We start from the raw sequence: 25,552 nt of genomic DNA, 5'->3' as shown, positions 1-25,552 counted from the left end.
AGGAGGAAATAGTGTGGATGAATTAACAGTAGAGATGTTTGAAATAGAAGATAAAGAGGACCTTATCGATGAAATAATGAACAAGTATGGACAAGAAGTCTTACAGCTTGTGTATTCATATGTAAATAATAAAGAGGTTGCGGAGGATTTAACGCAAGATATATTTGTGAAATGCTATAAATCTCTTCATACATATAAAGGGAATTCGAACTTAAAAACATGGTTATGGAGAATTGCAATCAATCATTGTAAGGACTATATAAAAAGTTGGTATAACAAAAAAGTTATCGTTACAGAGGATGACTTTACGTATATGGCGAGTCAAAAAGAAAGTGTGGAACAAACAGTTATTCAAAATGCAGAGGATAGTAGGCTTGCTTCTGCGGTAATGAATTTACCGATAAAATATCGAGAAATTATTTATCTATTTTATTATGAGGAATTATCAATTAAAGAGATTGCTACGGTAATAGAAGTGAAGGAAAACACGATAAAAACAAGATTGAAAAGAGCTAAGGAACTATTGAAGAAAGGATTGGAGGAATAATCAAATGGAAGATCGATTAAAAGGCTTGCGAAAATCAATGGAGAATACAACTTTTAAACATTTGAGTTTTTCTGATCAGCATCGAAAGCGGGTGCGCGAAAAAATCAATCAATCGTCCGAAAAGGAAGAAGATATCCTTTTAGCAGTGTTGCAACTTCTTATGAATGAAAAAACAGGTTATGAATTGATGCAGTTACTACGTGGGAGAGGAATTCAAAAATTCGAAGGTGATGAAGGATCTCTATACACTTTATTACATCGTCTAGAACAGAATCGCTTTATCCAATCTAGCTGGGATTACGAAGGAGCTAAATATTATCAATTAAATGATAAAGGAAACAAGATGCTGCGAAAGGCTGAGAAGAATGCTACGAAGGCACGATTTATATTAAAAGGATTAGTACAGGAGTGAGAAAAAATTGAATAAAAAAGGGGAGCATTTTTTAAGGGAAGTTACGAACCATATTAAATCAAAAGAAGCGAAGGGCTTAGTAGCAGCGGAACTAGATTTTCACTTAAAACAGGCGAAGAATATGTGGGTAGAGAAAGGATTAAGTGAGGAAGTTGCTGAAGATAAGGCTGTTGAGCAAATGGGAAGTCCGGTCAAACTTGGACAAGAGCTTAACAAACTGCATAAGCCAAAGGTTGATTGGTTTTTAATTGGTTTATTAGTGGCTGCGATGGGATTAGGTTTTTTGCCGGTTATAGCTTTTGGATATATGAATGATTTACTAATGAATAAGGTGGTATCTGTTGTTCTTGGTATTGCAACAGCGTTAGGGATGATGCTGATTGATTACCGGAAACTAGAGAGACTAGGGTGGTTGTTTTATACAATCGGCGTACTTATCTTGTTAATGTTATACTGTTTTCCGCATGTTTCGGTGGCTGGAGAACCGTTAATAAAAATCGGTCCCATTGCAATTGGTCGTTTAATGGCGGTACCTTTCTTCTTTCTAGCTTGGGCTTCTTTTTTCAATAATAGTAGGATAAAAGTAAGCCATCTTGTGGCTCTGTATTTATTTTCTTTGTATTTATTCTTAATTGGCTCAGCTCTTTCAACAATGTTTATTTATATTGTGATGGTATTTGTTATGCTTTGGTGGAGTAGGTTAGGAAAGAAAAAGATAGTGATTATTACAGCTGTGCCCATTTGTTTATTTATTTTCGGGGTATTCTATTATTGGTCTTCAGTGAAAAGTTATCACTGGCCTACCTTTTTAGCATATATAAATCCAGAGCGTGATGCACAGGGCGCAGGATTTATGTATATACGTTTAAAAGAGGTAATGTCGTCAGCAGGTTGGTTTGGTACATACGGAGATGTAAAGCTCGTCCCTAATCCAGATACTGATTTTGTATTTGCAAGTTTGACTTATTATTATGGATATGTGCTAGCACTGATTCTTTTCTTGATTCTTTCTCTTTTTGTAATAAGGTTAGTGGTCATATCTTATAAAATAAATGACCGGTATGGTAAATTGCTTCTCATTGGAGGCATGACTCTTTTCGTAGTGCAATTCCTTTATAACGTTGGTATGATTTTAGGTTTATTACCGATTACTGCTATATCCTTACCTTTTATTAGTTATGGATTAACACCAACTGTATTTCATGCGCTTTTAATGGGAATCGTACTAAGTGTATATCGACGTAAGGGTATGTCATTTAGAATGAAGAGGACACCTTGATGATGATCAAGGTGTTTTTGTTATATGTAAAAAGAATTCACTATTTTGATTAAGTACAAACGTAAATAGATAGCAAAAGAGGGTTATGATAAATAACCCTCTTTTCGTGTTTAAATAAGTGCACTTGCTTTTATAGAAGTACATAATTCAGAACGAGAGATTGATTCAGCTAGTTGTTGTAAATAGGCGTACTCTTCCGTATCTTTTTCAGAAGTGTTAGGATCCAATAAATGAGAAGAAAGAAGTACATCAATTGTCAGTATATCCGAATCATGAGAAATGATTTTATACCCTGCAAATACAGGACGTTTTAAATCTTTTACTTTTTGAATCATCTGATGGAAATTCGTAACGCTTATATTGATTTTTGCTAATGGAAAGCATTTTTCGGTAGGATTCTCGATGGTCTTTCTAATTTTATAATCGTATACGTAGTAGTAATTTTCTTGCTGCTCAAGTGCTTGTAATTCCTTCGTTAATAAGTGGTATTTATCTGTAAGTCCAGTTGTGAGTGCATCGTTTTCTTCTCCAACTACTAATGTGAAAGGTCTTGGTGATGAAATTGAAATGGTGCGGACGTTTAAATCAATAAAAGTGGGGTTCAATTGTAAAATGGTATGTAATTTTTCGGTAGGAAACTCACCGTCATAAATAGCAATGAAATAATGATTCATTTTTCCACTCCTTATTTTTTTCTAAAATGATATATTCTATTTTAAAGTTGTAAATCCTGCATAAAAAAGAAACACCTTGATTCGTATCAAGGTGTTGTAATAAGTTCAAAGCTCTCTGAAGCAGCCCCGAGTATAAAAGGACTAACCTCGCCAACGCTATAAAGTTGTAATTCATGCATAGCTCGCGTACAAGCAGTGTAAAACAATCTACGAACGCTCTCATCACTGTACACATCTTTAGAAGCATTATAAATAATAACAGCGTCAAATTCGATACCCTTCGCTAAGTAAGCTGGGATCACGACAATGCCTTGCTCATACTCGGCGGAGTTACTTTTCACGAGTTTAATATTCTCGATATAATTAAGTGCTTCGTAGGCAGCGGCACTTTCAGCTGCGGATTTACATATAAGTGCGATTGTATTATGCTGTTGTTTTTGAAGTTCAGCAACTTTGGAAGAAATACAGTCGTGCAGTTCGCTGTCGTTCGATACTTTCGTCACTGTAGGTTTCTCACCTTCACGTTCAAATGCGTTAATATTCTTTCCTTCCGGTACGAGAGCACGTGTAAATTCAATAATCGGTTTTGTGGAACGATAGCTACGAGTTAAGTTGATGCCGTTCGTTTCATCTGGTCCGTATAAGCTAGTAAGTGTATTGAAGTTCACTGTTTCACTCGCATGGGCAAATATCGCTTGGTTAAAGTCTCCGAGCACTGTCATTTTTGCGGCAGGGAAGAGACGTTTTAAAAACTCGAACTGAAATGGAGAATAGTCTTGCGCTTCGTCTACGAGTACGTGTTTAATGGATCTATTCGTTTGGAAGCCTTCAATTAGTTCTTTTAAAAGTAAAAATGGAGTCGCATCCTCGTAATATAATTTTCCTTCATCAAGCATGTTCACAGTTAATGAGCAAATGTCGTCCCATTCTTTCGGCTTTTCTCCAGTAACCCATGATGCATCTGTGAAGAGTTGTTTATATATGCCTGTAAAATTGATGAAACGTAATGTTTGAACGCCTTTACGTAACGGTTTCAATTTTTTACGGACAATCATACGCCCAAGTACTTTCGTTTCTTTCTCATAATCATTAAAGGAGTTGTCTTCAAACTCGCCTTTTTTCTGTAAGTATTTATAAGCTTTTTGATATTCATCTTTACTAAGTAATTCAATTTCTTCTTCTACCCACGGCTTTTTTAGTTCTGTTTTTTCGATTGCGTCTATTTGTTTGTTTAGCCAATCCGTTAACTTCTCGATTCTATTATGGAAGCGGAGGGAGGAATCCGTATTATAAAATTGCTCTGTAATTTCTTTAGCAGAGGCAATCAATTTCCCTCTAAATTTCATTCCTCTAAATAGCATGCCTGAAGATTCAAGAGATTGTCTGTACGCTCTAATCATTTCGAAAAATTGAGTAGATGCTTTAAATCGAATGCTCGCATTTCTCGTTTTATAAGCAGGGCTATTCGTTTCAGTTAGCATATATTCTAATTGCTCATAAGGATCCTCAACATCAAATGACTTACTTAGTCTATGGTTTAAATATTCTTGGAATGTGACTTGCTGCATATTTTCTTCGCCGAGTTCTGGCAGTACGTTAGATACGTAACTGTTGAACATAGAGTTAGGGGAGAAGAGAATAATTTGGTCCGCTTTTAGCCATTCGCGATATTTATATAGTAAATAGGCAATGCGTTGCAGGGCAGCTGACGTTTTACCACTACCAGCAGCTCCTTGCACGATAAGGAGTCGGCCTTCATCGTGACGAATAATTTCATTTTGCTCGCGCTGAATCGTAGCAACGATGCTTTGCATATGTTTGTTTGTACCTTTTCCAAGCGCCTGTTGCAGAATTTCATCGCCAATTGTAAGGCTCGTATCGAACATAGAATCAATCTCGCCATTTTGAATAATGTACTGTAATTTTTTCTCCACATTACCGCGAACTACGCCTCCTGGTGTTTTGTATTCAGCTGGTCCTGGTGGATAGTCGTAATAAACGCTCGAAATAGGTGCACGCCAGTCGTATATGAGGAAGTTTTCTCCGCTTGCATCGGTAAGCGTAGCGACGCCGATATAAATTTGCTCTGCGGCAGGTTCACCTTCTTCTTTGAAATCAATTCGTCCGAAATAAGGTGCTTTATGCATACGTCTTAATGCGGCAAGTCGATTAAAGGTGTGCTTATGGGTAATTTGTGTGACAGCAAGGGACTGAGCTTGTTGCCTTAAGTTGATAACTGTTTCAAGATAATCATCAAAAGTATCCGTGTTCACTTTAACGTCATCCCAAAAGTGTTTACGGATGTTGATTACTTCTGCCCGGCGTCTGCCAGTTTCGTTTTCCAGTTTATCAATTTGCTGCGTAATCGTTTCGATCACGGTATCCAATCGTTTTTGCTCTAGATCAAGTTTTTTGTTCATACGGTAGCACTCCTTTAAAAGTGAAAAATAGAGGTTGACTGAAGATGTGTTTTGGTGTAAAATTAAGATACGGATAAATACGTTCCTTGTTTTTTATGAAATGTGTTTCTGTACTAATTTAACATAGTTTTTTCATTTAATCAATGATAATAAGATAAACCTTGGTTCCATGCTACGTGGATCAAGGTTTTTTTGTTTTTGTAGAGGGAGTCACGCTTGTTGTCGTTTTTTGTCGGTAAGTCGATATATTTCGAAAATCGCTGATATAATTGAAGTTGCGGTCGATATATTTGAAAAATCGCTGATATAATTCATTCAGAGGACCAACTATATAATTTCATTTACCGAATATGGATATAGCTCCCGAGAGAAGAGGGTATACAAAAAGCTCAGGCCTAAGCCCGAGCTTTTTATTTCATTATTTCTTTTCTTCTTTTTTCTCGTCAGCTTTTTTCTCTTCGAAAAGATCTTTCAAATCTTTATCTTCAACTTTTACGTCAGCTTTTTTGATTTCTTTCATCCTAAGATCGTTCATGAATGCACCATCTTGTGCTTTCTTCGCAATTAGTTCTTTTTTGATGTCTGCTTTAGATTGTTCGAATGATTTTTCTGGCTCTTTAATGTCTGTAACTTTAATGATGTGATAACCGAATTGTGTTTTTACAGGTTCGCTTACTTCATCTTTTTTCAGTTTATAAGCAGCATCTTCGAATTCTTTAACCATTTTACCATGTTCGAAGAATCCTAAGTCTCCACCTTTTTCTTTTGAACCAGTATCTTCAGAGTATTGTTTCGCTAACTCTTCGAAAGATTTACCTTGTCCAAGTTCTTCTTTAACCTTTTTCGCAGTAGCTTCATCTTTTACAAGAATGTGGCTTGCTTTAATTTCAGGTTTGTAGTTTTCTTTTAGTTCTTTATCAGTGATTGTTTTTTCAATTGCTTTTTCTTGAGCTAATTGAGCACGTAACATATTTTTAAATGTTTCTTCTTTCATACCTTGTTGTTTTAACAGTGTATCGAATTGATCACCAACTTGTTTTTTCGTTTCATCGAGCTTTTTATCTACTTCTTTGTCGTCTACTTTGTAGTTTTTAATAAGTACTTTTTCCATAACCATGTTGTTTAGTACTTGTTTACCAGCTTGTGTCTTCATTTGATTGTAAAATTCTTCTTTTGTAATGTCACCAGCTTTAGATGTAACGATTTTGTCTGATGATGATGTTCCACATGCTGATAATGCGATTACACTTGTTGCTGCTAAGGCAAGCATAGCTTTCTTCATTCGATAAACACTCCTACTATTATGTATTTTTAATTTATCCTACACCAATGAACTTAAGTTCATAAGAGCCCGATTAAGTCTCACTGATACTTTTGCTTTTTATATTGGTAAAGCGCGCTTAACAGGGCTTACCGAGGCTGAGGATAAAGTTTTGATGAATGTTATTTGTTCTATAGTATAAGCAATATGTACAAAGTTTAATATATCATATTTCGACTCGTTTTCATATTGATAAAGAAAAATTAACCATATCGTGTCAGATTTTGAAAGTGTGCCATATTGGGCGGATGCCGCATATACAGAATAGAGGAGGGGATGGGGATGAATTCTCAACTTATTTTATTACTTGTACTGTTTATTTTATTGGTTATAGTAGGTATAATTTGCTTATAGAGGAAAAAAGTGAGGAAGGGGCTTTCCTTCCTCACTTTCCATGAAATATAATTTCTATATAACTAGAAATTAATAAAATTGTTATACATACATTAATAACCCGAAAGACACCGGGCTGGCGGCTCGCAGCTATTTGTTTTCGTTCACACAGTGTATGTGTCATGAAATTCGTGTAAAATATAACAAGAAGTGCGAATGCGACAAAAACAACTGTTATAAGTGTCATGAGGCGAGACCTCCTTTTGGCTAAAATACATATACTTTATATATTGTATCATACGATATTTTGTTCGTGTTATAAAATTCAGAAATAGAAGACTTTGTGTTAGAAAGTGAGGGAGAAAATGGACGTTGTTAGAAGATTAGAACAAGCTGAATACTACGTAGACCTACTATTTAAAATGATTGATGAAGAAAAGTGTCCATTTTATTCTTTAATCATAAAGAAAAAAGCTCGTAAAAAAGATATTGAACGTATACTGAAACTTTGTGAAACATTGAACGAACAATATGTAGCGGAGAAAGCAGAAGGCCTTTTATTGTTCGATGCGCTGTTAGATCAATTTGAAAAAGCGCTTCCACATCAGCTCGAAGTAAACGAAACTGCGGAAGCGCTAGCAAAACAAGGTTTATTTAACCCACTTATGAATGAATTCTTACGCATGAGTGCGAAAAAATAAATAGATTATTTCTTAACTAACTTCTGATCGGATTCCGTAAAATTCTCCTCAATATCTTCTAATGATTTCTCAAAAATATCGATGAAGTCTTGTCCGTAAATATTGCGCAAGATAGCAATCAGCTCGATATTTTCTGGGAACTTCCCATAAAAATTACGAAGTGCAAGAGCCCCATTAAACACTGAATTACTTTCAGGGTCATACTCCTCCATTAAGCGAAGTAGTAATTCTTCCCCTTTATCTGTAATTTCAATGTACGTATTTCGTTTATCATCTTCTTTTTTCGAGAATACAAGATAGCCGCGTTCCTCAAGCTTTTTCGAGAAGTTAAACGCCGTTGATACGTGCATAACTCCAAACTTAGCAATCTCAGAAATAGAAGCCCCTTTTAAATGATAAGCGATTGTTAAAATATGATGCTCATTAATATTTAAATCGTAAGGCTTAATCCACATTTGCCAATCTTTCTCTACACATTTCCATAACGCTTTCGATAATTGAGCAATGCGTTGGCTGAAAATCATCGCTTCTTTTACCGAGTAATCTTTTTCTCCACTTTTCATTTACTCACCCACTTTAACATTCTTTTTCATTACTATCTATTATGCCAGTAAAATAAAAATTAATAAAGTCTTTTTGTGAGAATTGTGAAAATTTTTTAAAAAAATGACATTCTATACAAATCATGCATAACTATGGAAGCGGTTTATGAGTCGTGAGTACATGTGTTGTCCTTACATGTTAATGGCTAACATATATTGTAAATGCATAAAAACACGGCATATCTATGTGATATGCCGTGTTAAGGTCAATTTATATAAAAAATATTTGTTATATGCAAAAACTAAGCAGGAATTTGTTTACGCTTTTTCTGGAACAGCTTCTTGTAGTTTCTCAATTGACTTTTGAATGTCCAAAATTTCTTTTTCAATATGGCGCTTGTTTTGAGAAATATCTTGTTTCCAGTTAGAAAGCGTGTCTTGCATGTCGTCTTTTAATTCTTGAAACACTTCTTTACCTTCTGAAGCAGTTTCAACGATTTGACGCTTTAATAACTTTGTATCAGCTGTAATATCAGCTAAAGTCTTTTTAATATCATTTCCTTTTTCTTTTAACTTGCCGCGCATGGCTTTGCCAGAAGAAGGAGTAGAGAAAAGAACTGCTAATCCAGCAACTGCTCCGCCGCAAAGGACACCTGTAATAAAGGATTTAGCTTTTGACATAAAAAGAGACCTCCTTATTTTTCGTTCGTATTCATGATGTGAAATAGTATGCATATCTTTAAAACAAGAGAAAGAAAAGAGAACTTTTCCTTCTTGTAAGTGCGCTATGCACAGAAAAGTATACCCCGGTATATGGAGTGAAGAAACAAGCCTTGCAATATGTAATTACTTCGGGGAATTGGCTTGTTATGTATTACGTCTTCTTATAGTGTCACTATTTCACACTATTTGCAATTGTGCTTGCGATGTTTTGTAAATTTTCCATTGTATATTCATTTTGGTGTGATTTCCAAACGGCACCGAAACCATCGTTTTCACCGTAGCGTGGAATTAAATGAAGGTGGAAGTGGAACACAGTTTGTCCAGCTTTTTCACCGTTATTGTTAAGTAGGTTAAAGCCAACTGGATTAAACTCTGCTTTAATCGCATTTGCGATTTTTGGAACGACAGAAAAAATGTGTGATGCGATTTCTGGCGTTAACGCAAAAATGTCTTGTTTGTGAACTTTCGGAATAACAAGAGTATGTCCTTTTGTTACTTGACTAATATCTAAAAATGCAAGCACATGTTCATCTTCGTATACTTTTGAGCAAGGGATTTGCCCGTCAATGATTTTACAAAAAATACAATTGTCTGCTGTATGATTCATTGATCTCATCCTTTCAAATATCCTTAGCCGTATTTTACCATAATTACATAAGAGAACAAACACGAAAAACAGGAAGCTGAGTCAGCTTCCTGTTTTCTGAAGAGGGATTGAAAAAGCATTATCGTAATTTACGTTTCGCAGACACCCCATTTATTTAAGAAATGCATGGTAAATCGGCTAAAGTTTCTGCCGTAGACACCCCATTTTCAAGTGAAATGAATTGCAATCTTTTTAAAATGAAATTGTTTATTTTTTAAAACAGTATATGCTCTTTCGGAGACACCCCGTTTCGAAAATGAAACAAATGATCTGGTTATGTGTAAATTTCATTGTCCAACATGGACACCCCATTTCATGATGACTTCACTATGTTGTTATACTCATCAATTGGTGGTTGCTTTTTCAATGTGTTCCTTCTTCACTAATTATGATGTCCGCTTTCGTAAAAATATATGCTAACAAATTTAAATTTTTTTTGAACACATCGATACTATGTAGTACAGCGCAATTTTTGGTAAGATGAATATAGAATGAATACTAATGAAGAAAGTGGTGTCGTATGAGCGAGTTATTGCGTGTAGAAAATGTTACAGGAGGATATACGAAACGACCTGTATTAAAAGACGTTTCGTTCTCTGTGAATAAAGGCGAACTTGTCGGCTTAATCGGTTTAAATGGGGCTGGTAAAAGTACGACGATTAAACATATTATCGGTTTAATGGAACCGAAAAAAGGAACTGTCACAATTAATGGGAAAACAATTCGTGATGATATGACAGCGTACCGTTCTAGCTTTTCATTCATTCCAGAAACACCGGTATTATATGATGAGCTAACGCTAGAAGAGCATTTGAAATTAACAGCGATGGCGTACGGTGTCGATGAAAAACAGTACGAAGAACGTGTAGGACAACTATTACAAGAATTTCGTATGAAAAATCGTTTAAAATGGTTTCCATCTCATTTCTCAAAAGGGATGAAACAAAAGGTAATGATTATGAGTGCATTTTTAGTGGAGCCATCTCTTTACATAGTAGACGAACCTTTCGTTGGACTGGATCCGTTAGCAATTCAATCTCTACTTCAAATGATGGATCAAATGAAAAAGAGCGGCGCAGGTATTTTAATGAGTACACATATTTTAGCGACGGCAGAGCGTTATTGTGATTCGTTCATTATTTTACATCAAGGCGAAGTAAGAGCAATGGGAACATTATCTGAACTGCAATCACAGTTTAATATGCCAGGTGCAACGTTAGATGATATTTATATTGCCTTAACAAAGGAAGAAGATTATGAATAGTACAGCATTATGGAAAGAACGATTTCGTCACTTTCTAAAAGAAGTTCGTACATATAGTAAATACGTATTTAACGATCATTTGAAATTTATTTTCGTGTTTATCATCGGTGCGGGAGCGTATTATTACCAACAATGGTTACAAACGTTAACACCTTCGTTTCCAACTGCGCTCGTGATGGCAGTGTTAATTGGACTAGTTTTAACAGCTGGATCAATGCAAACGTTATTAAAAGAAGCAGACCTTGTTTACTTACTGCCAGTTGAAGAGAAGCTAAAGCCTTACTTCACAAAGGCCTTTCTCTTTACGTTTATGATTCAGTTATACATAATCGCAATCGTAGCAGCTGCGCTTGCCCCGTTATACTTCCAGCAAATGAAGCAAACAGGAGCGGCTTACATATGGATTGTAATCGCGTTTGTCATTGTGAAAGCTTGGAATTTATTTATAGCGTGGGAAAAGTCCTTTTTAACAGATCAAAATGTACAAAAGGCGGATTGGTTCATACGTTTTATCTTAAACGGTTTATTTGTATATTTCCTTGTAGAACGTACTTCAGTTCTTTTTATTGGCGGAATTGTTCTATTCATGGTGTTATACCTTGCTATCATGCATCAAATGGTGAAAGGGAAGCCGCTGAACTGGGAGTATTTAATTTCTGAAGAAGGTAAAAAGATGATGTTACTGTACCGCATTGCGAATATGTTCGTTGATGTACCAGCATTAAAAGAGAGAGTATCCCGCAAGAAATGGCTTGATTTCATTCTTTCGATAATCGGCGAAAAGCGTACATATTTATACTTATATACGAGAACATTTTTAAGATCAGGTAACTATTTTGGATTATATGTGCGTTTGCTCGCTCTTGGAGGAGTTATTCTTTACTTCATTCCATTTTTATATGGACGATTCATCGTGAGTTTTATCTTCCTATACTTAATCGGCTATCAGCTATTAACTTTATGGAAACATCACCGCATGAAAATTTGGCTTGATTTGTATCCAGTAAAGGTAGATGAAAAGAAGAAAGATTTTCTTACTTTATTAAACGCGATTCTAATCATCGGGAGCGTAATCTTTACAGTTATATTTGCACTAGCAACGAAAGATTTCATGATGACAGGAATTTTACTTATCGTAAGCATATTATTTAGTATCGGTTTCGTTTACCAATACGGGGCGAAGCGCATTGAGCGTTTAAATTGAAAGGAATGAACCTATGATTACATATGAAGAGAAGGTTATAAAAGAATTGGAGCAGTGGAAAGCTACATTCATGAAAGATTCTTCTATGATGACACGGTTCTCCAAAAAAGTGCAGACGAAAGTACAACAGCTCATTCCGGCGAAAGTACAAAAGGTGTTAACAGAGACGATTCGTATGATGGTGCAAACGATCAGCGCCGGATCAAACTTTATAAAGCCGAAATTAAAAGAGACGACATGGTCACTGCAAAGACGTGACGATGAAGTACGCAAAAAAATGGATGAGTACAAAAAAATAGCAGCGGCGGAAGGAGCAGGGACTGGAGCTGGTGGTATTCTCCTTGGCCTTGCTGACTTTCCGCTTTTACTCGGCATTAAAATTAAATTTTTATTCGATGCAGCAACGTTGTACGGATTTGATACGAGTAACAAAGAAGAGCGCCTTTTTATCCTTCACGTTTTCCAACTCGCCTTTTCAAGTGATGATCATAGAAAAGAAATATGGAAAGCCATCGAAACGTGGGATACAGAAGAAGAAAATCATATGGACTGGGAAAAGTTCCAAACAGAGTACCGAGACTATATCGATTTAGCAAAAATGCTTCAGCTCGTACCGATAATCGGTGCCCCGGTCGGCGCATATGCGAACTATCAATTACTGCAAAGACTTGGAGAAGTGACGATGAATTGTTATCGTATGCGATTGTTGAATAGGGATTAAAAAGAAGGCGTCCTACATGTGTAATGTAGGACGCCTTTTCTTAGAAGCCAAGTCCACTATAGCTAGCTCCAACTATAATTAATACGATAAAGAGTACAATGATGAATGAAAATCCGCTTTTACCAGCTTGTCCAGCTTCACCGCCGCCAGTTCCGCCGCTACCGCCTTTACCACCAAGTCCCATATGAACATCCTCCTTATTGTTATATGTTGCTTTTACTTTATGTTTTTCTACATTTACCAATAACCCCCTTCTAAAGCGCTAACTAACTTGAAAATCATTTCGTTTCATTTTATAATTTACTTACCGACCGGTAAGTAAAAACAAGTGAGGTACAGTATGACAAAGAATTTACAAACATCGCAGAACATTGTAGAGGCGTCATTTAAACTTATGGCAGAGCACGGTATTGAGAAAATGAGCCTTTCCATGATTGCGAAAGAGGTAGGTATTTCAAAACCGGCCATTTACTATCATTTTTCTTCTAAAGAAGCGTTAGTAGATTTTTTATTTGAAGAAATTTTTTCTGGGTATCATTTCTCTTCTTACTTCGATAAAGATCAATATACGAAAGAAAATTTTGCAAAAAAGTTAATTGCAGATGGTTTACATATGTTGTCTGAGTATGAAGGACAGGAAGGTATATTACGCGTCATAAATGAATTTATCGTAACTGCGGCGCGAAATGAGAAGTATCAGAAACGTTTATTTGAAATACAAGAAGAGTTTTTAAATGGATTTCATGATTTATTAAAGCAAGGTGTAGAACTTGACGTTGTGTCACAACATGCAACAGAAGAGAATGCTCATACGTTAGCGCTCGTTATCGATAATATGAGCAACTACATGCTCATGGGATTCCAGTTAAAGTATAAAGAAATTTGGATTCGAAATGTGAAAAACGTCATAAAGGAGGAATAAAAATGAAAATGCAAAAAAACTGGTGGCTCGGTTTTCTTGGATTTATTGGAGTGTATAAAATTCCAGGTATGATAGAGGCTTTTCAGGCGGATGGAAGTTGGCTGAAGTTAATCGGTTTCATTTGGTTACTTTGGTTCGGATATTTTATTCCAGAGAAGAAAGATAATTAAATTTCAATTTTCTGTAAAGTTATATAAAATATAGATTGAGAGTATTCATATATTAGATTACTAGATTTGGAGTGGTTACATGGATCCATTGAAAAATGAAATTCACCCTGACATGGTCAAGGTGTGGAAAACGCGTTCCTTAATTGAGTTAGGAATTAGTATTATCGTCATTTTGGCATATCTTTTCTTTATGATTAAGTTTAATTGGTGGGCTTGGATTTTTTATGTGCTCATCGGATTAACAATTGTATATACGCCGTTTGATTACTTTACATTCCCGAAATTGCGTCAACGTTACTATAGCTACCAACTAAATGAAGAAGAACTTGAAATTCAGCACGGTCTTTTCGTCGTAAAACGTGTATTAGTACCGATGATTCGTGTGCAGCACGTTACGATTGAACAAGGGCCAATTATGAGGAAATACGGATTAGCAGAATTACACATTTCAACAGCGGCGACTTCTCATAGTATCCCAGGCTTAACGATGTATGAGGCAGAAATGTTGAAAACGAAAATCGCAGAATTAGCGAAAGTGAGTGATGAGGATGTATAAGAGGCAGCATCCAATCACGATGTTATTAGAATTAAAAATAACAGATTTTATACCATTTATTATTTTTCTTTTTAGTTTAAAAGGAAAGTTTCCATTTTGGTATTTAGTTCCTATCGGTTTTGCGGTAATCACGATTGTTTCAGCTATCGTAGGCTGGTACTACAAAGTATATTGGGTCGAAAATAACGTATTACATATTAAAGAAGGGCTCTTTGTGAAGAAGGAGAGCTACTTAAATAAAGAACGTGTTCAAACGATTAATACAAGTTCAGGCATGCTGTACCAAGTGTTAGGACTAAAGAAAATTAAAATTGAAACAGCTGGCGGAGGAAATGAGCCGGAAGTTAGTTTAGCTGGTATTACGGTAGAAGAGGCAACAAAGCTTATTACAATGTTAAATGAGCCAACCTCGGTAGTAAAAGTAGAAGAAACATCAGAAGAAGTAGTACAAAAAGAAATTATTACAGAGGAAAAACAAACGACAGAGTACAAGTTAACGTGGAAAGAGATTTTAATAGCGTCTGTTACATCTGGTCAATTTGGATTATTATTCTCTTTAATATTTTTCGCTTATAACCAAGTGGACGAGTATATTCCGAAATGGATCAAAAATAGCGTAGAGTCTTATGTTATGGATCATGATATATATGGCTGGATTTACATGGTAGCTATTTTACTTGTCGTTTCTTGGATTATATCTACAATTGGATATGCGTTAAAACATGGGGATTTCACAGTCAATCGAAAAAATGATGAAGTCCGTATTTCGCAAGGATTACTTGAGAAAAAAGAACTCGTATTAAAGTTACACCGCATTCAAGGTATTACGATAAAAGAAGGTATATTACGCCAACCATTCGGTTATTGTGCTGTGCAAGTAGAAGTCATTCAAAGTGAAGGAAAAGAAGAAAAAGTTACGCTACATCCTATCATTCGAAAAGATCGCGTGCAACAGTTACTCACCCATTTACAATTACCATACGAACTGAATACAAACATTATTTCATTACCAAAAGCAGCATTGCGGCGCTATCTCATTGATAGTTTCATCTTCTTCGCCATGCTAGCAATCCCGCTGACGGGAATCAGCATATACTTTGAAAAGTATTACATCATGTGGGCATTATTACCGCTCGTGATCCTCATCTTTACACTTGGATACGCAACATTTAAAACAAATGGTTACGGTGTAAACGGAGAACAAATTACAATTGTGTATCGTAGTATTGGAAAATATACAGGACTTGTAAGAAGAAGACACGTCCAATCAATGGAGAAGACACAATCATATTTCCAGCGCCGCGTAGACTTATGTACGTATAAGTTTTCTAGTGCATCATCGAATTATAAATTAGAGCATACGAGAGTAGAAGATGCAGAGAGAATGCAGGATTGGTATAAGAAGAGAATAAGTGAGGATTAGCTTAAAAAGGCTTGCCTAGTATGATAGGCAGGCTTTTTTATAGAGAAATGAGTAGTTTACAATTGAACTAAGTTTTCTTTAGTCCAATCCATATATGAGGACTACAGCGCACATAAATGAATATGTATCAGGGAAAAGGAAGTATACTTCTATTTCAGGGAAATTCGTAAAATATTTGATATAAATGGTATATTAATGTAGAAATAATATTAGGAGGCTATGTATGATAAGTCAGTTGAAAAGAGAAGCACTTGATGCATTAAAAGGAAAATGGGGATTAGCAGTAGGAGCAACCTTATTAATTGGAATTCTTATTGGAGCTGTGGAATTTCTAACCACAGGTATTTTCTCAATGTTTTGGGGTTGGGAAGAAGCAAGTGATTCGCTTACAGTAACTATTATTGCAATGCTTATTATCGGTCCGTTAACAACGGGTGCTTATTACCTAGTTTTAAATGTAATTCGTGGAACTAATGCTAGTATTGGTCATGTATTTAGATGGTTTAGCGATGGAAGTAAGTTTATGAAGGCATTTTTAACATATTTACTAATGTATGTATACGTAATTCTATGGACATTACTTCTTATTATTCCGGGTATTATTAAATCATTTTCTTATTCTATGACGTATTTTATTTTGAATGATCATCCAGAATACACAGCGAATCAAGCAATTACCGAAAGTCGCCATATGATGAACGGACATAAAATGGATTACTTTTTACTATGCTTAAGTTTCCTTGGCTGGTTCATCTTAAGTATTCTTACTATAGGAATCGGTTTCTTATGGTTAGCACCTTACTTCTATTCGACATCGGCAGCGTTTTATGAAGAGATTTCAAAAGAATATTACAAAAAAGAAGGTACTACTTTCTAATAAAGTTCAACTAATCGGGCGTTTACGGGCAGTTGATTCCTCACCTAACTTCTTTGCTTTCGCTAAATTTTGAGGTGGGGGTCTTACTGCCCGCAAATAGCGGGATAAAACATCTAAACCGAATATAGGGAGCAGATGGTTTAGGTGTTTTGATATGTGTTCTGTTTTCGGAATTCACTTCAGGATAAGGTATAGGTTTTTATATAGAAATTCTTCCCTCTATGTTTTATCATAGAGGGTTATTTTTTTATGTGAAAATGATAGAAAATAGTGAATAATATATATGAAAGGAAAAAAGTGAGGTGAATGAGAGTGAGCAAATTTTTAATTCCGTATTCATTTTCTATATTAAGTTTCTTTATTTCAGCAACGGCACTTGATTTATATGATAGGATGGGAAAAAATAATGAGATGATTTCGCCGAACATACTTGGAAAGATAATTCAATCTATTTCGCAAATGGGAGTCCTTACATTGTATTTCGGAGTACCTATTATTTTAGGTGGATGTCTTCTTGGTGAGATATTGTTTAGAGGTATCATTTTACGATTTAAATTTAGCTATATTATATCTGTATTATTATATTTACTCTTAGCTTTTAGTATTGTTTTCATAACGGTAGGGATTCCAAATACATATGAAGATTCCAATGTTTTTTTCATGGGGATAACTATGATTTGTGCTGTTACATTCTTTGTGGGTCGGGATATATGGGAGAAAAAACAAGTTAGTAATGGAGTGGGAACATGAAATACACTTGTCCGTGTTGTGGGTATAAAACAATAGAAGAAGAACCACCAGGTACATATGAAATTTGCAGTATATGTTATTGGGAAGATGATGAGGTTCAGTTTAACGATCCTGACTTTGAAGGCGGGGCAAATGAACCTTCGTTAAGACAAGCACAGAAAAATTTCATTACGTTCGGTGCTTGCGAGGAATGTTTTGTGAAATCAGTTAGAAAACCGACTAGTGAAGATGTGAAGGATGCTAGTTGGAATCAAATTTGTTAAGTAGTTTATAAATAAAAAATGTTATTCCTCCATTCAACGGGAGGAATAACATTTTTTATTTAGTACTGAAAGAATTACAGTTGTCTAATAAGATAAACTAATAAAGGTGATAAAGTAATAGGAAAAGCTAAACTAATAAATCCTATTCATGAATATATTAGAAATGAATATAAAAGTATAGATGTATAGTCAGTGTTGTGTATTTGATGTTATCATATTGAATGATATGGAAATTTTTAATAGAATAAGTAACTAAAAATTCAAAGGTAATGAAGCTTTTGTTGTATAAAGAAAATACTTAGTAGTACTCAACAATATTAAAAATAAGATACGTATTTATATAATTTTAGTCGAAATGGGGTTTTAAAAAGGAATGAGTACAAGCATAACACGGCAAAAAATTTTATCAGCTGCTTCTCAAATTGTGCAATATAAAGGGGTTGCTAAATTAACCTTAGAAGCAGTGGCAAAAGAGGCGGGAGTAAGTAAAGGTGGATTGTTGTATCACTTTTCAAATAAAGAAGCTTTAATAGAAGGTATGATACTCAAAGGAACGGAGGAGTATCAAGACGCTATTTACAATAAAGTAGAGGAAGACTCAGAGAGAAAAGGAAGATGGGTTCGCTCTTTTGTAGAGGAAAGATTAAGTAATGAGAGAAGATCAGAAGAGCTGTCTAGTAGTATGATGACAGCATTAATGTTAAAACCTGAATTACTTGAGCCATTACAACAAGCATTTCACCAACTTCAGAATAAGATAGAAAATGATGAAATAGATTCAGTTTGTGCCACAATTATTAGATTAGCAGCAGATGGATTATGGTATTCGGAATGTTTAGGGATTGGAAGACTAAGCCCCGAGTTAAGAGAAAAAGTGATTCAAGCTCTTATTAATAATTCATATAAGTAGAATATACTAACTATATAATATAAGATAATTCACCATTGGTTATTTAATCCAGTGGTGAATTATTTTTTTTGTTAGAATAATAGAACAATTTTGTAGGGTGTTGAATTATAACCGTCCAGACGGTATAGTAATATTTGGTTTAAGAGGAAAATGAAACAAAAAAAGAATAAAAGATATTTTTAGCACACTATTCGAAAGGATAGGCCGCAAAGCTTAGAGTCTACGGTAATACATATTGGTTACTAAGATCGTCTGGTTGCACATTTTTGATGCAACCGGACGGTCTTTTTTTGTTATATAAATATAAAAAATAGGAGGGAACTATGCAAATGAAAAGTACTAAAAGGCATATTTCAATGGTTTCATTAGTTTTTCTAGTATTATTTTCAGTGCTGAATGTGTGGGCTCCAGTTATTCAAGCTGCTGTGATGAAAAGTCCAGTGGACGAAATTAATATTTCCCGTACTGATGGCACGACATCTGAACCGTATCAAGCCTCAGATGGTATGAAAGTAGAAGTGAAGTGGTCAGCTAAAGAAAAAATAAAAAGTGGAGATCAATTCACAATTGATATGCCAAAAGAGTTTCGAAAAGACCTTATGAATATGAGTTTTCCTTTAAAAGATGCTGAAGGAAAAACAGTTGGTACATGTGAGATGAAAAAGGGCCTATTAACATGTACTATGGGTGATTACGTAGAAGGAAAGAATAACATTAAAGGTTCTTTATTCGTAGAATTCTACTTTGGTCTAGAAGCATATGATGGTGTTAAAGAAATTCCATTAGAATTTAATGTTGATGGTCAAATCGTAAATAAAGAAGTAAATGTAAGTAATACTACAGAGAGACCGAAGCCACAGCCCAATACAGATAATCTATTGAAATGGGGTTCTTATAATCAAGAAGATCCGTCCATTGCTGATTGGCTTGTATATGTAAATGCAACTGGAACAGAAATGCAAGATCTGAAATTAACTGATACATTAGGACCTGGGCATGAGTTAATTACAGACAGCGTAGTATTAGAAGAGGCTGTATTTGAAGATGGTTATGCACCAACAAATATTAAGCCAGCAGATTTATCTAACATTAAAATTAATGCGACAAAGGCTGGATTTACAATTGAATTTCCAGACAGTTCCAAAGGCTATATTTTAAGATATAAAACAAAGGTTACAAATCCTGCTGCAAAACCTCATAAAAATACTGTGAAATTAGAAGGTAAAAATATTAAAACTGAAGAAAAAGTAGGACAAGTATTTGTAAGTGGTGGGGGAGGATCCGGTTCAGGTGACGATAATCCACCTAGCATTGAAAAAAATATAGTTGATGAGAATGGTAAGCTTGTAGAGCATCAGCAGTTAACGCAAGTGGATCAACCTATTCAATATCAAGTTGGTACACATATACCGAAAGATCCGCCTAAGTACACATCTATGGTAATTAGTGATGATTTAGAAGATGTATTAGAAGTATTAGAGGCGAAAGTGTATGATCAAAATGGTCAAGATATTACTTCTAAAGGAACATTAAAGATAGATAAACAAAAAAGTGAAGTGACATTTACGTTCGGTGAGAACTTTGACTATAAATCATATGAAGACCAGATAATTAACTTGAATATTAAGGCGAAAATTAAAGCTAATGCAGACTTATCTTCTTACGTAGATAAGAAGATTCCTAATAAGGCAGAATTACATTTTGATGATAAGAAATTAACATCGAAAGAAGTAACTGTTACGCCGCCTGAAACTCCAAAAGACGGTACAGTATCAATTCATAAAATAGATGCTGAGGATTCGAATAAAGGGTTAAAAGGTGCCGAATTTGAAGTTCGAAATAGTGCAAATGAAGTTGTTGCAAAACTGAAAACGGACGAAAAAGGTTTTTCAGTACCTCAAACTTTAGCTCCTGGGACGTATAAAGTTTATGAAATAGTAGCACCAGAAGGATATCAAAAATTAAAAGAACCAGTAGAGGTTACACTTCAAGCTGGAGAAACAAAAACAATTGAAATTAAAAATACTATACAAAAGGGTCAAATTGAATTAAAGAAAATTGATTCGGAAAATGGTGAAAAGCCATTAGCAAATGCAGAGTTTGACATAGTAAAAGACGGTGTAGTAGTCGAACATATTGTTACAGATAAAGATGGTAAGGCAATTTCTAAACCGTTAGTACCAGGGAAATATATTTTAAAAGAAACGAAAGCACCAGAAGGATACCAATTAAAAGAAAAAGAGTTCGAAGTAAATGTAACAGGGGACGGCATATTCCCAATAACAGTAGAAAATGCAATGGTAGACAAAGGTAATGTAGAAATTACAAAAGTGGACAAAGAAAGCGGCGCAGTATTAGCGGGAGTCGAATTTGAAGTCCAAAATGAGAAAAGTGAAGTAGTAAGAAAAGTAACAACAGATAAAGATGGAAAAGCAAACGTTTCAGATCTATCAGTAGGAAAGTACAAATTAGTAGAGACGAAAAGCTTACCAGGTTACAAAAAGCTAACAGAACCAGTATCGTTCGAAATCAAAAAAGGTATGGCAAAAGTTTTATCATTGAAAGTAGAGAACGAACTGTTAGATAAAGGTTCAGTAGAAATTACAAAAGTAGATAAAGATAGTCAAAAAGTATTAGAAGGCGTAGTCTTCGAAGTGCAAGATGAAAACGGTAAAGTAGTAACAGAAGTAAAAACAGACAAAGATGGTAAAGCAAAAATCTCTGATTTATCAATAGGAAAATACAAATTAGTAGAGACGAAAAGCTTACCAGGTTACAAAAAGCTAACAGATCCAGTATCATTTGAAATTAAAAAAGGTATGACGACAGTCTTATCATTGAAAGTAGAGAATGAGCAGTTAGATAAAGGCTCAGTAGAAATTACAAAAGTAGATAAAGACAGTCAAAAAGCATTAAAAGGCGTAATCTTTGAAGTGCAAGATGAAGCTGGAACAGTAGTAAAGGAAGTAAAAACAGATAAAGATGGTAAAGCAAAAATCTCTGATTTATCAGTAGGAAAGTACAAATTAGTAGAGAAAGAAAGCTTACCAGGTTACAAACAATTAACAGAACCAGTATCGTTTGAAATCAAAAAAGGTATGACAGAAGTTCTATCATTAAAAATAGAAAATGAAATGGTAGATACGGGAAATGTCGAGATAACAAAGGTTGATAAAGATAATAAAGCACCATTAGCGGGAGTAATATTCATCGTCCAAGATGAAAAGGGTAATGAAGTTAAAAAAGTAACAACAGATAAAGCTGGAAAAGCAAATGTTTCAGATTTACCTGTAGGAAAGTATGACTTAGTAGAGGTAGAAAGTTTACCTGGTTATAAAAAGCTAGAAAAACCAATATCATTTGAAATTAAAAAAGGCATGACCGAAGTCCTATCATTAAAAGTAGAAAATGAAATGGTGGATACAGGGAATGTCGAGATAACAAAAATAGATAAAGATAGTAAAGCACCATTAGAAAATGTTGTATTTGAAGTACGTGATTCAAAAGGAAAAGTAGTTGCAAAAGTAAAAACGGATAAAGAAGGAAAAGCAAATGTTTCAGATTTATCCATTGGGAAGTATGAGTTGGTGGAAGTAGAGACACCAGCGGGATACAAACCACTTGAAAAACCAATTTTATTCGAAATTGAAAAGGGTAGAATAACAGCACTACAATTAACTGTCGAAAATGAATTAGTGGATACAGGAAATGTAGAAATTACAAAAGTAGACAAAGAAAATAAAGATGTTTTAGCTGATGCAGTATTTGAGATTCAAGATGAAGCAGGACAAGTAGTTGCTAAAATAACGACAGATAAAAAAGGACAAGCACAAGTTACTAATTTATCAGTTGGCACATACAAATTAGTAGAAGTAAAAGCACCAAAGGGATATAAACAATTAATAGATCCGATTACTTTCCAAATTGAAAAAGGTATGACGAAATCTCTTGTTTTAACAGTAGAAAATGAAATGTTAGACAAGGGTAACGTAGAAATTACAAAAGTAGATAAAGACAGTCAAAAAGTACTAGCAGGTGTAGTCTTCGAAGTACAAGATGAGCAAGGCAAAGTAGTAACAGGAGTAAAAACAGATAAAAATGGTAAAGCAAAAATCTCTGATTTATCAGTAGGAAAGTACAAATTAGTAGAGAAAGAAAGCTTACCAGGTTACAAACAATTAACAGAACCAGTATCGTTTGAAATCAAAAAAGGTATGACGAAAGTTTTATCATTGAAAGTAGAGAACGAACTGTTAGATAAAGGTTCAGTAGAGATTACAAAAGTGGACAAAGAAAGTGGCGCAGTATTAGCGGGCGTAACATTCGAAGTGCAAGACGAAAAAGATAAAGTAGTAACAAAAGTAACGACAGATAAAGAAGGAAAAGCAAACGTTTCAGATTTATCAGTAGGGAAATATAAGCTAGTAGAGGTAGAAAGCTTACCAGGATATAAAAAACTAGCAAAACCAGTATCGTTTGAAATTAAAAAAGGTATGACAGAAGTTTTATCACTAAAAGTAGAGAACGAATTAGTAGATAAAGGTTCAGTAGAAATTATAAAAGTGGACAAAGATAGCCAGAATGCATTAGCAGGCGTAGTCTTTGAAATCCAAGATGAAGCAGGGAAAGTAGTAACGAAAGTAAAAACAGATAAAGAAGGAAAAGCGAAAATTTCAGATCTATCTGTAGGAAGTTATAAACTAGTAGAAGTAGAGAATTTACCAGGCTACAAAAAACTAACAGAGCCAGTATCATTCGAAATTACAAAAGGTATGACGACAGTCTTATCATTAAAAGTAGAGAATGAGCAGTTAGACAAAGGCTCAGTAGAAATTACAAAAGTAGATAAAGACAGTCAAAAAGTATTAGAAGGTGTAGTCTTCGAAGTACAAGATGAGCAAGGAAAAGTAGTAACAGGAGTAAAAACAGATAAAAATGGTAAAGCAAAAATCTCAGACTTATCTGTAGGAAAATACAAATTAGTAGAGAAAGAAAGCTTACCAGGTTACAAACAATTAACAGAACCAGTATCGTTTGAAATCAAAAAAGGCATGACAGAAGTTCTATCATTAAAAATAGAAAATGAAATGGTAGATACGGGAAATGTAGAAATCACAAAAATAGATAAAGATAATAAGGCGCCGTTAGCAGGTGTAGTCTTTGAAGTTCAAGACGAAAAAGGCAAAGTAGTAACGAAAGTAACGACAGATAAAGCTGGAAAAGCAACAGTTGCAGATTTATCAGTAGGAAAGTACAAGCTAGTAGAAGTAGAGAGTTTACCAGGTTACAAAAAATTAGAAAAGCCTGTACCATTTGAAATTACAAAAGGTATGACAAAATCTTTAGCGTTCACTGTAGAAAATGAAATGGTAGATACGGGGAATGTAGAAATCACAAAAATAGATAAAGACAGTAAAGCACCATTAGAAAATGTTGTATTTGAAGTACGTGATTCAAAAGGAAAAGTAGTTGCGAAAGTAAAAACGGATAAAGAAGGAAAAGCAAACATTTCAGATTTATCTATTGGAAAGTATGAGTTAGTAGAAGTAGAAACACCAGTAGGATACAAGCCACTTGAAAAACCAATTTCATTCGAAATTGAAAAAGGTAGAGTTACAGCATTACAATTGACTGTCGAAAATGAATTAGTGGATGTAGGGAATGTAGAAATTACAAAAGTAGACAAAGAAACGAAAGATGCTTTAGCTGATGCAGTATTTGAGATTCAAGATGAAGCAGGACAAGTAGTCGCTAAAATAACGACAGATAAAAAAGGACAAGCACAAGTTACTAATTTATCAGTTGGCACATACAAGCTAGTAGAAGTAAAGGCACCAAAAGGATATAAGCAATTGGTAGATCCGATTACTTTCCAAATTGAAAAAGGTATGACGAAATCTCTTGCTTTAACAGTAGAAAATGAAATGTTAGACAAGGGTAACGTAGAAATTACAAAAGTAGATAAAGATAGCCAAAAAGTATTAGAAGGCGTAGTCTTCGAAGTACAAGATGAGCAAGGTAAAGTAGTAACCGAAGTAACGACAGATAAAGATGGAAAAGCAATAATTTCAGATTTATCAGTAGGAAAGTATAAATTAGTAGAAAAAGCAAGCTTACCAGGTTACAAACAATTAACAGAACCAGTATCGTTTGAAATCCAAAAAGGTATGACGAAAGTCTTATCATTGAAAGTAGAGAATGAGCAGTTAGACAAAGGTTCAGTGGACATTACAAAAATGGCTGCTGAAAGCAAGGAAGTATTAGCAGGAGCTGTGTTTGAAGTTCATGATGAAAAGGGCAAAGTAGTAGCGAAAGTAACGACAGATAAAGCTGGAAAAGCAAAAATCTCAGATCTATCTGTAGGTAACTACACACTTGTAGAAGTAGAAGCACCAAAAGGATATGAAAAATTAACTAATCCAATTCCATTTGAAATTACAAAAGGAATGATAAGTTCGGTTCAATTAGAAGTGTTAAACAAATTGAGTCATTTAGCACCACCAGGTCCAGAAAAGCCTGAAACAACAGATCCAGAAAAACCGGAAACAACGGATCCAGAAAAGCCTGAAACAACAGATCCAGAAAAACCGGAAACAACAGATCCAGAGAAGCCTGGAACACCAAATCCAGAAAAACCTGAAAAAGAATTACCGAAGACAGGACAGAAAATGCCTGTGGAACCATATATGGGAGCATTTCTTGTAATGATGAGTTTTGGATTACTCGTATTAGGTAGAAAACAGCAGAGATAATAAAAGTGAAAAGGTATCCTTCAAGTATTTGAGGATACCTTTTTTATTATATTTGGCATAAAAAAAGCATCTAGCAAAAGTACTAGATGCAAATAAAAATACAAGGGAAGATAAATGTCCTCACGTTTTCATAGTGTTTTGT

The 25,552-nt window shown here is 34.7% G+C and carries 24 protein-coding genes and 1 riboswitch; of the genes, 16 read left to right on the top strand and 8 right to left on the bottom strand.

Annotation, left to right across the window (positions count from 1 at the left end; translation table 11 throughout):
• Nucleotides 1-13 precede the first annotated feature (13 nt).
• The 3 genes from JDS81_RS09415 to JDS81_RS09405 are packed head-to-tail and all read left to right on the top strand — an operon-like array spanning nt 14 to nt 2,238.
• Nucleotides 14-547 (top strand): sigma-70 family RNA polymerase sigma factor, encoded by a 534-nt coding sequence (locus JDS81_RS09415; RefSeq protein WP_097953159.1) that lies wholly within the window; start codon nt 14-16, stop codon nt 545-547.
• A 4-nt stretch (nt 548-551) separates the two neighbouring features.
• Entirely contained in the window at nt 552-959 is a 408-nt protein-coding gene (locus tag JDS81_RS09410) for a PadR family transcriptional regulator (protein WP_000390179.1), read from the top strand.
• A 7-nt stretch (nt 960-966) separates the two neighbouring features.
• Entirely contained in the window at nt 967-2,238 is a 1,272-nt protein-coding gene (locus JDS81_RS09405) for an FtsW/RodA/SpoVE family cell cycle protein (protein ID WP_097953160.1), read from the top strand.
• A 110-nt stretch (nt 2,239-2,348) separates the two neighbouring features.
• Here JDS81_RS09405 and JDS81_RS09400 read toward each other — a convergent pair whose 3' ends face one another.
• The 4 genes from JDS81_RS09400 to JDS81_RS09385 all read right to left on the bottom strand — a co-directional run bounded on the left by JDS81_RS09400 (nt 2,349) and on the right by JDS81_RS09385 (nt 7,233).
• Entirely contained in the window at nt 2,349-2,912 is a 564-nt protein-coding gene (locus JDS81_RS09400; RefSeq protein ID WP_001017089.1) for a hypothetical protein, read from the bottom strand.
• A gap of 86 nt (nt 2,913-2,998) precedes the next feature.
• Complete coding sequence (gene helD, locus JDS81_RS09395; protein ID WP_097953161.1) at nt 2,999-5,332, bottom strand: RNA polymerase recycling motor HelD; 2,334 nt, start codon at nt 5,330-5,332, stop codon at nt 2,999-3,001.
• 418 nt (nt 5,333-5,750) lie between these two features.
• Entirely contained in the window at nt 5,751-6,614 is an 864-nt protein-coding gene (gene prsA / locus JDS81_RS09390) for a peptidylprolyl isomerase PrsA (RefSeq protein ID WP_199688507.1), read from the bottom strand.
• 424 nt (nt 6,615-7,038) lie between these two features.
• Complete coding sequence (locus JDS81_RS09385; protein WP_000172690.1) at nt 7,039-7,233, bottom strand: hypothetical protein; 195 nt, start codon at nt 7,231-7,233, stop codon at nt 7,039-7,041.
• 118 nt (nt 7,234-7,351) lie between these two features.
• Here JDS81_RS09385 and JDS81_RS09380 point away from each other — a divergent pair, with 118 nt between their 5' ends.
• Nucleotides 7,352-7,687: a DUF1878 family protein gene (locus tag JDS81_RS09380; RefSeq protein ID WP_000383648.1), complete on the top strand. Its 336-nt coding sequence runs from the start codon at nt 7,352-7,354 to the stop codon at nt 7,685-7,687.
• 5 nt (nt 7,688-7,692) lie between these two features.
• On the opposite strand, the gene JDS81_RS09375 is transcribed toward JDS81_RS09380, so the two are convergent.
• The 3 genes from JDS81_RS09375 to JDS81_RS09365 all read right to left on the bottom strand — a co-directional run bounded on the left by JDS81_RS09375 (nt 7,693) and on the right by JDS81_RS09365 (nt 9,559).
• Nucleotides 7,693-8,250, bottom strand: a complete 558-nt coding sequence (locus tag JDS81_RS09375; protein ID WP_000834919.1) for an HTH-type transcriptional regulator Hpr — start codon at nt 8,248-8,250, stop codon at nt 7,693-7,695.
• A 297-nt stretch (nt 8,251-8,547) separates the two neighbouring features.
• Entirely contained in the window at nt 8,548-8,910 is a 363-nt protein-coding gene (locus tag JDS81_RS09370; protein WP_000030306.1) for a YtxH domain-containing protein, read from the bottom strand.
• Between the two features lie 214 nt (nt 8,911-9,124).
• Nucleotides 9,125-9,559: an HIT family protein gene (locus tag JDS81_RS09365; RefSeq protein ID WP_001016840.1), complete on the bottom strand. Its 435-nt coding sequence runs from the start codon at nt 9,557-9,559 to the stop codon at nt 9,125-9,127.
• Nucleotides 9,560-10,118: 559 nt separating this feature from the next.
• Here JDS81_RS09365 and ecsA point away from each other — a divergent pair.
• The 3 genes from ecsA to ecsC are packed head-to-tail and all read left to right on the top strand — an operon-like array spanning nt 10,119 to nt 12,787.
• Nucleotides 10,119-10,862, top strand: a complete 744-nt coding sequence (gene ecsA / locus JDS81_RS09360; protein ID WP_001292604.1) for an ABC transporter ATP-binding protein EcsA — start codon at nt 10,119-10,121, stop codon at nt 10,860-10,862.
• A complete protein-coding gene (gene ecsB / locus JDS81_RS09355; RefSeq protein ID WP_001089113.1) occupies nt 10,855-12,066 on the top strand; it encodes an ABC transporter permease EcsB in 1,212 nt (403 codons plus the stop codon). The genes ecsA and ecsB overlap by 8 nt, the downstream gene beginning before the upstream one ends.
• Nucleotides 12,067-12,079: 13 nt before the next feature.
• Nucleotides 12,080-12,787, top strand: coding sequence for an ecs operon protein EcsC (gene ecsC / locus JDS81_RS09350; protein WP_000634139.1), 708 nt, complete (start codon nt 12,080-12,082; stop codon nt 12,785-12,787).
• 40 nt (nt 12,788-12,827) lie between these two features.
• Here the strand turns inward: ecsC and JDS81_RS09345 are convergent, their stop codons facing one another.
• Entirely contained in the window at nt 12,828-12,971 is a 144-nt protein-coding gene (locus JDS81_RS09345) for a YjcZ family sporulation protein (protein ID WP_079996609.1), read from the bottom strand.
• Between the two features lie 156 nt (nt 12,972-13,127).
• On the opposite strand from JDS81_RS09345, the gene JDS81_RS09340 reads away from it, so the two are divergent.
• The 9 genes from JDS81_RS09340 (at nt 13,128) to JDS81_RS09300 (ending at nt 25,410) form a co-directional block, all read left to right on the top strand.
• The gene (locus JDS81_RS09340) at nt 13,128-13,709 is read left to right on the top strand and encodes a TetR/AcrR family transcriptional regulator (RefSeq protein WP_000164841.1); all 582 of its coding nucleotides are present in this window, start codon (nt 13,128-13,130) and stop codon (nt 13,707-13,709) included.
• A gap of 2 nt (nt 13,710-13,711) precedes the next feature.
• The gene (locus tag JDS81_RS09335; RefSeq protein WP_000783814.1) at nt 13,712-13,879 is read left to right on the top strand and encodes a hypothetical protein; all 168 of its coding nucleotides are present in this window, start codon (nt 13,712-13,714) and stop codon (nt 13,877-13,879) included.
• 79 nt (nt 13,880-13,958) lie between these two features.
• On the top strand, nt 13,959-14,435 hold the full coding sequence (locus tag JDS81_RS09330) for a PH domain-containing protein (RefSeq protein ID WP_000371349.1): 477 nt from the start codon (nt 13,959-13,961) through the stop codon (nt 14,433-14,435).
• Nucleotides 14,428-15,858 (top strand): PH domain-containing protein, encoded by a 1,431-nt coding sequence (locus JDS81_RS09325; RefSeq protein ID WP_097953163.1) that lies wholly within the window; start codon nt 14,428-14,430, stop codon nt 15,856-15,858. The genes JDS81_RS09330 and JDS81_RS09325 overlap by 8 nt, the downstream gene beginning before the upstream one ends.
• 223 nt (nt 15,859-16,081) lie before the next feature.
• Nucleotides 16,082-16,735 carry a DUF975 family protein gene (locus tag JDS81_RS09320; RefSeq protein ID WP_000625391.1) on the top strand — a complete coding sequence of 218 codons (654 nt, stop codon included), beginning with the start codon at nt 16,082-16,084 and terminating at the stop codon, nt 16,733-16,735.
• Between the two features lie 306 nt (nt 16,736-17,041).
• Complete coding sequence (locus tag JDS81_RS09315; protein ID WP_081339513.1) at nt 17,042-17,485, top strand: hypothetical protein; 444 nt, start codon at nt 17,042-17,044, stop codon at nt 17,483-17,485.
• Nucleotides 17,482-17,748 carry a CPCC family cysteine-rich protein gene (locus JDS81_RS09310; protein WP_097953164.1) on the top strand — a complete coding sequence of 89 codons (267 nt, stop codon included), beginning with the start codon at nt 17,482-17,484 and terminating at the stop codon, nt 17,746-17,748. The genes JDS81_RS09315 and JDS81_RS09310 overlap by 4 nt, the downstream gene beginning before the upstream one ends.
• A gap of 373 nt (nt 17,749-18,121) precedes the next feature.
• Entirely contained in the window at nt 18,122-18,658 is a 537-nt protein-coding gene (locus JDS81_RS09305) for a TetR/AcrR family transcriptional regulator (protein ID WP_097953165.1), read from the top strand.
• Between the two features lie 171 nt (nt 18,659-18,829).
• Nucleotides 18,830-18,922: riboswitch (cyclic di-GMP riboswitch) on the top strand.
• A gap of 59 nt (nt 18,923-18,981) precedes the next feature.
• The gene (locus JDS81_RS09300) at nt 18,982-25,410 is read left to right on the top strand and encodes a SpaA isopeptide-forming pilin-related protein (RefSeq protein WP_097953166.1); all 6,429 of its coding nucleotides are present in this window, start codon (nt 18,982-18,984) and stop codon (nt 25,408-25,410) included.
• Nucleotides 25,411-25,552: the final 142 nt, after the last annotated feature.

The sequence above is a fragment of the Bacillus cereus group sp. N31 genome, assembly GCF_016483245.1.
Classification (GTDB): Bacteria; Bacillota; Bacilli; order Bacillales; family Bacillaceae_G; genus Bacillus_A; species Bacillus_A toyonensis.
The sequence above is the reverse complement of the archived record's forward strand: the minus strand, read 5'-3'. Positions and strand labels throughout refer to the sequence as shown.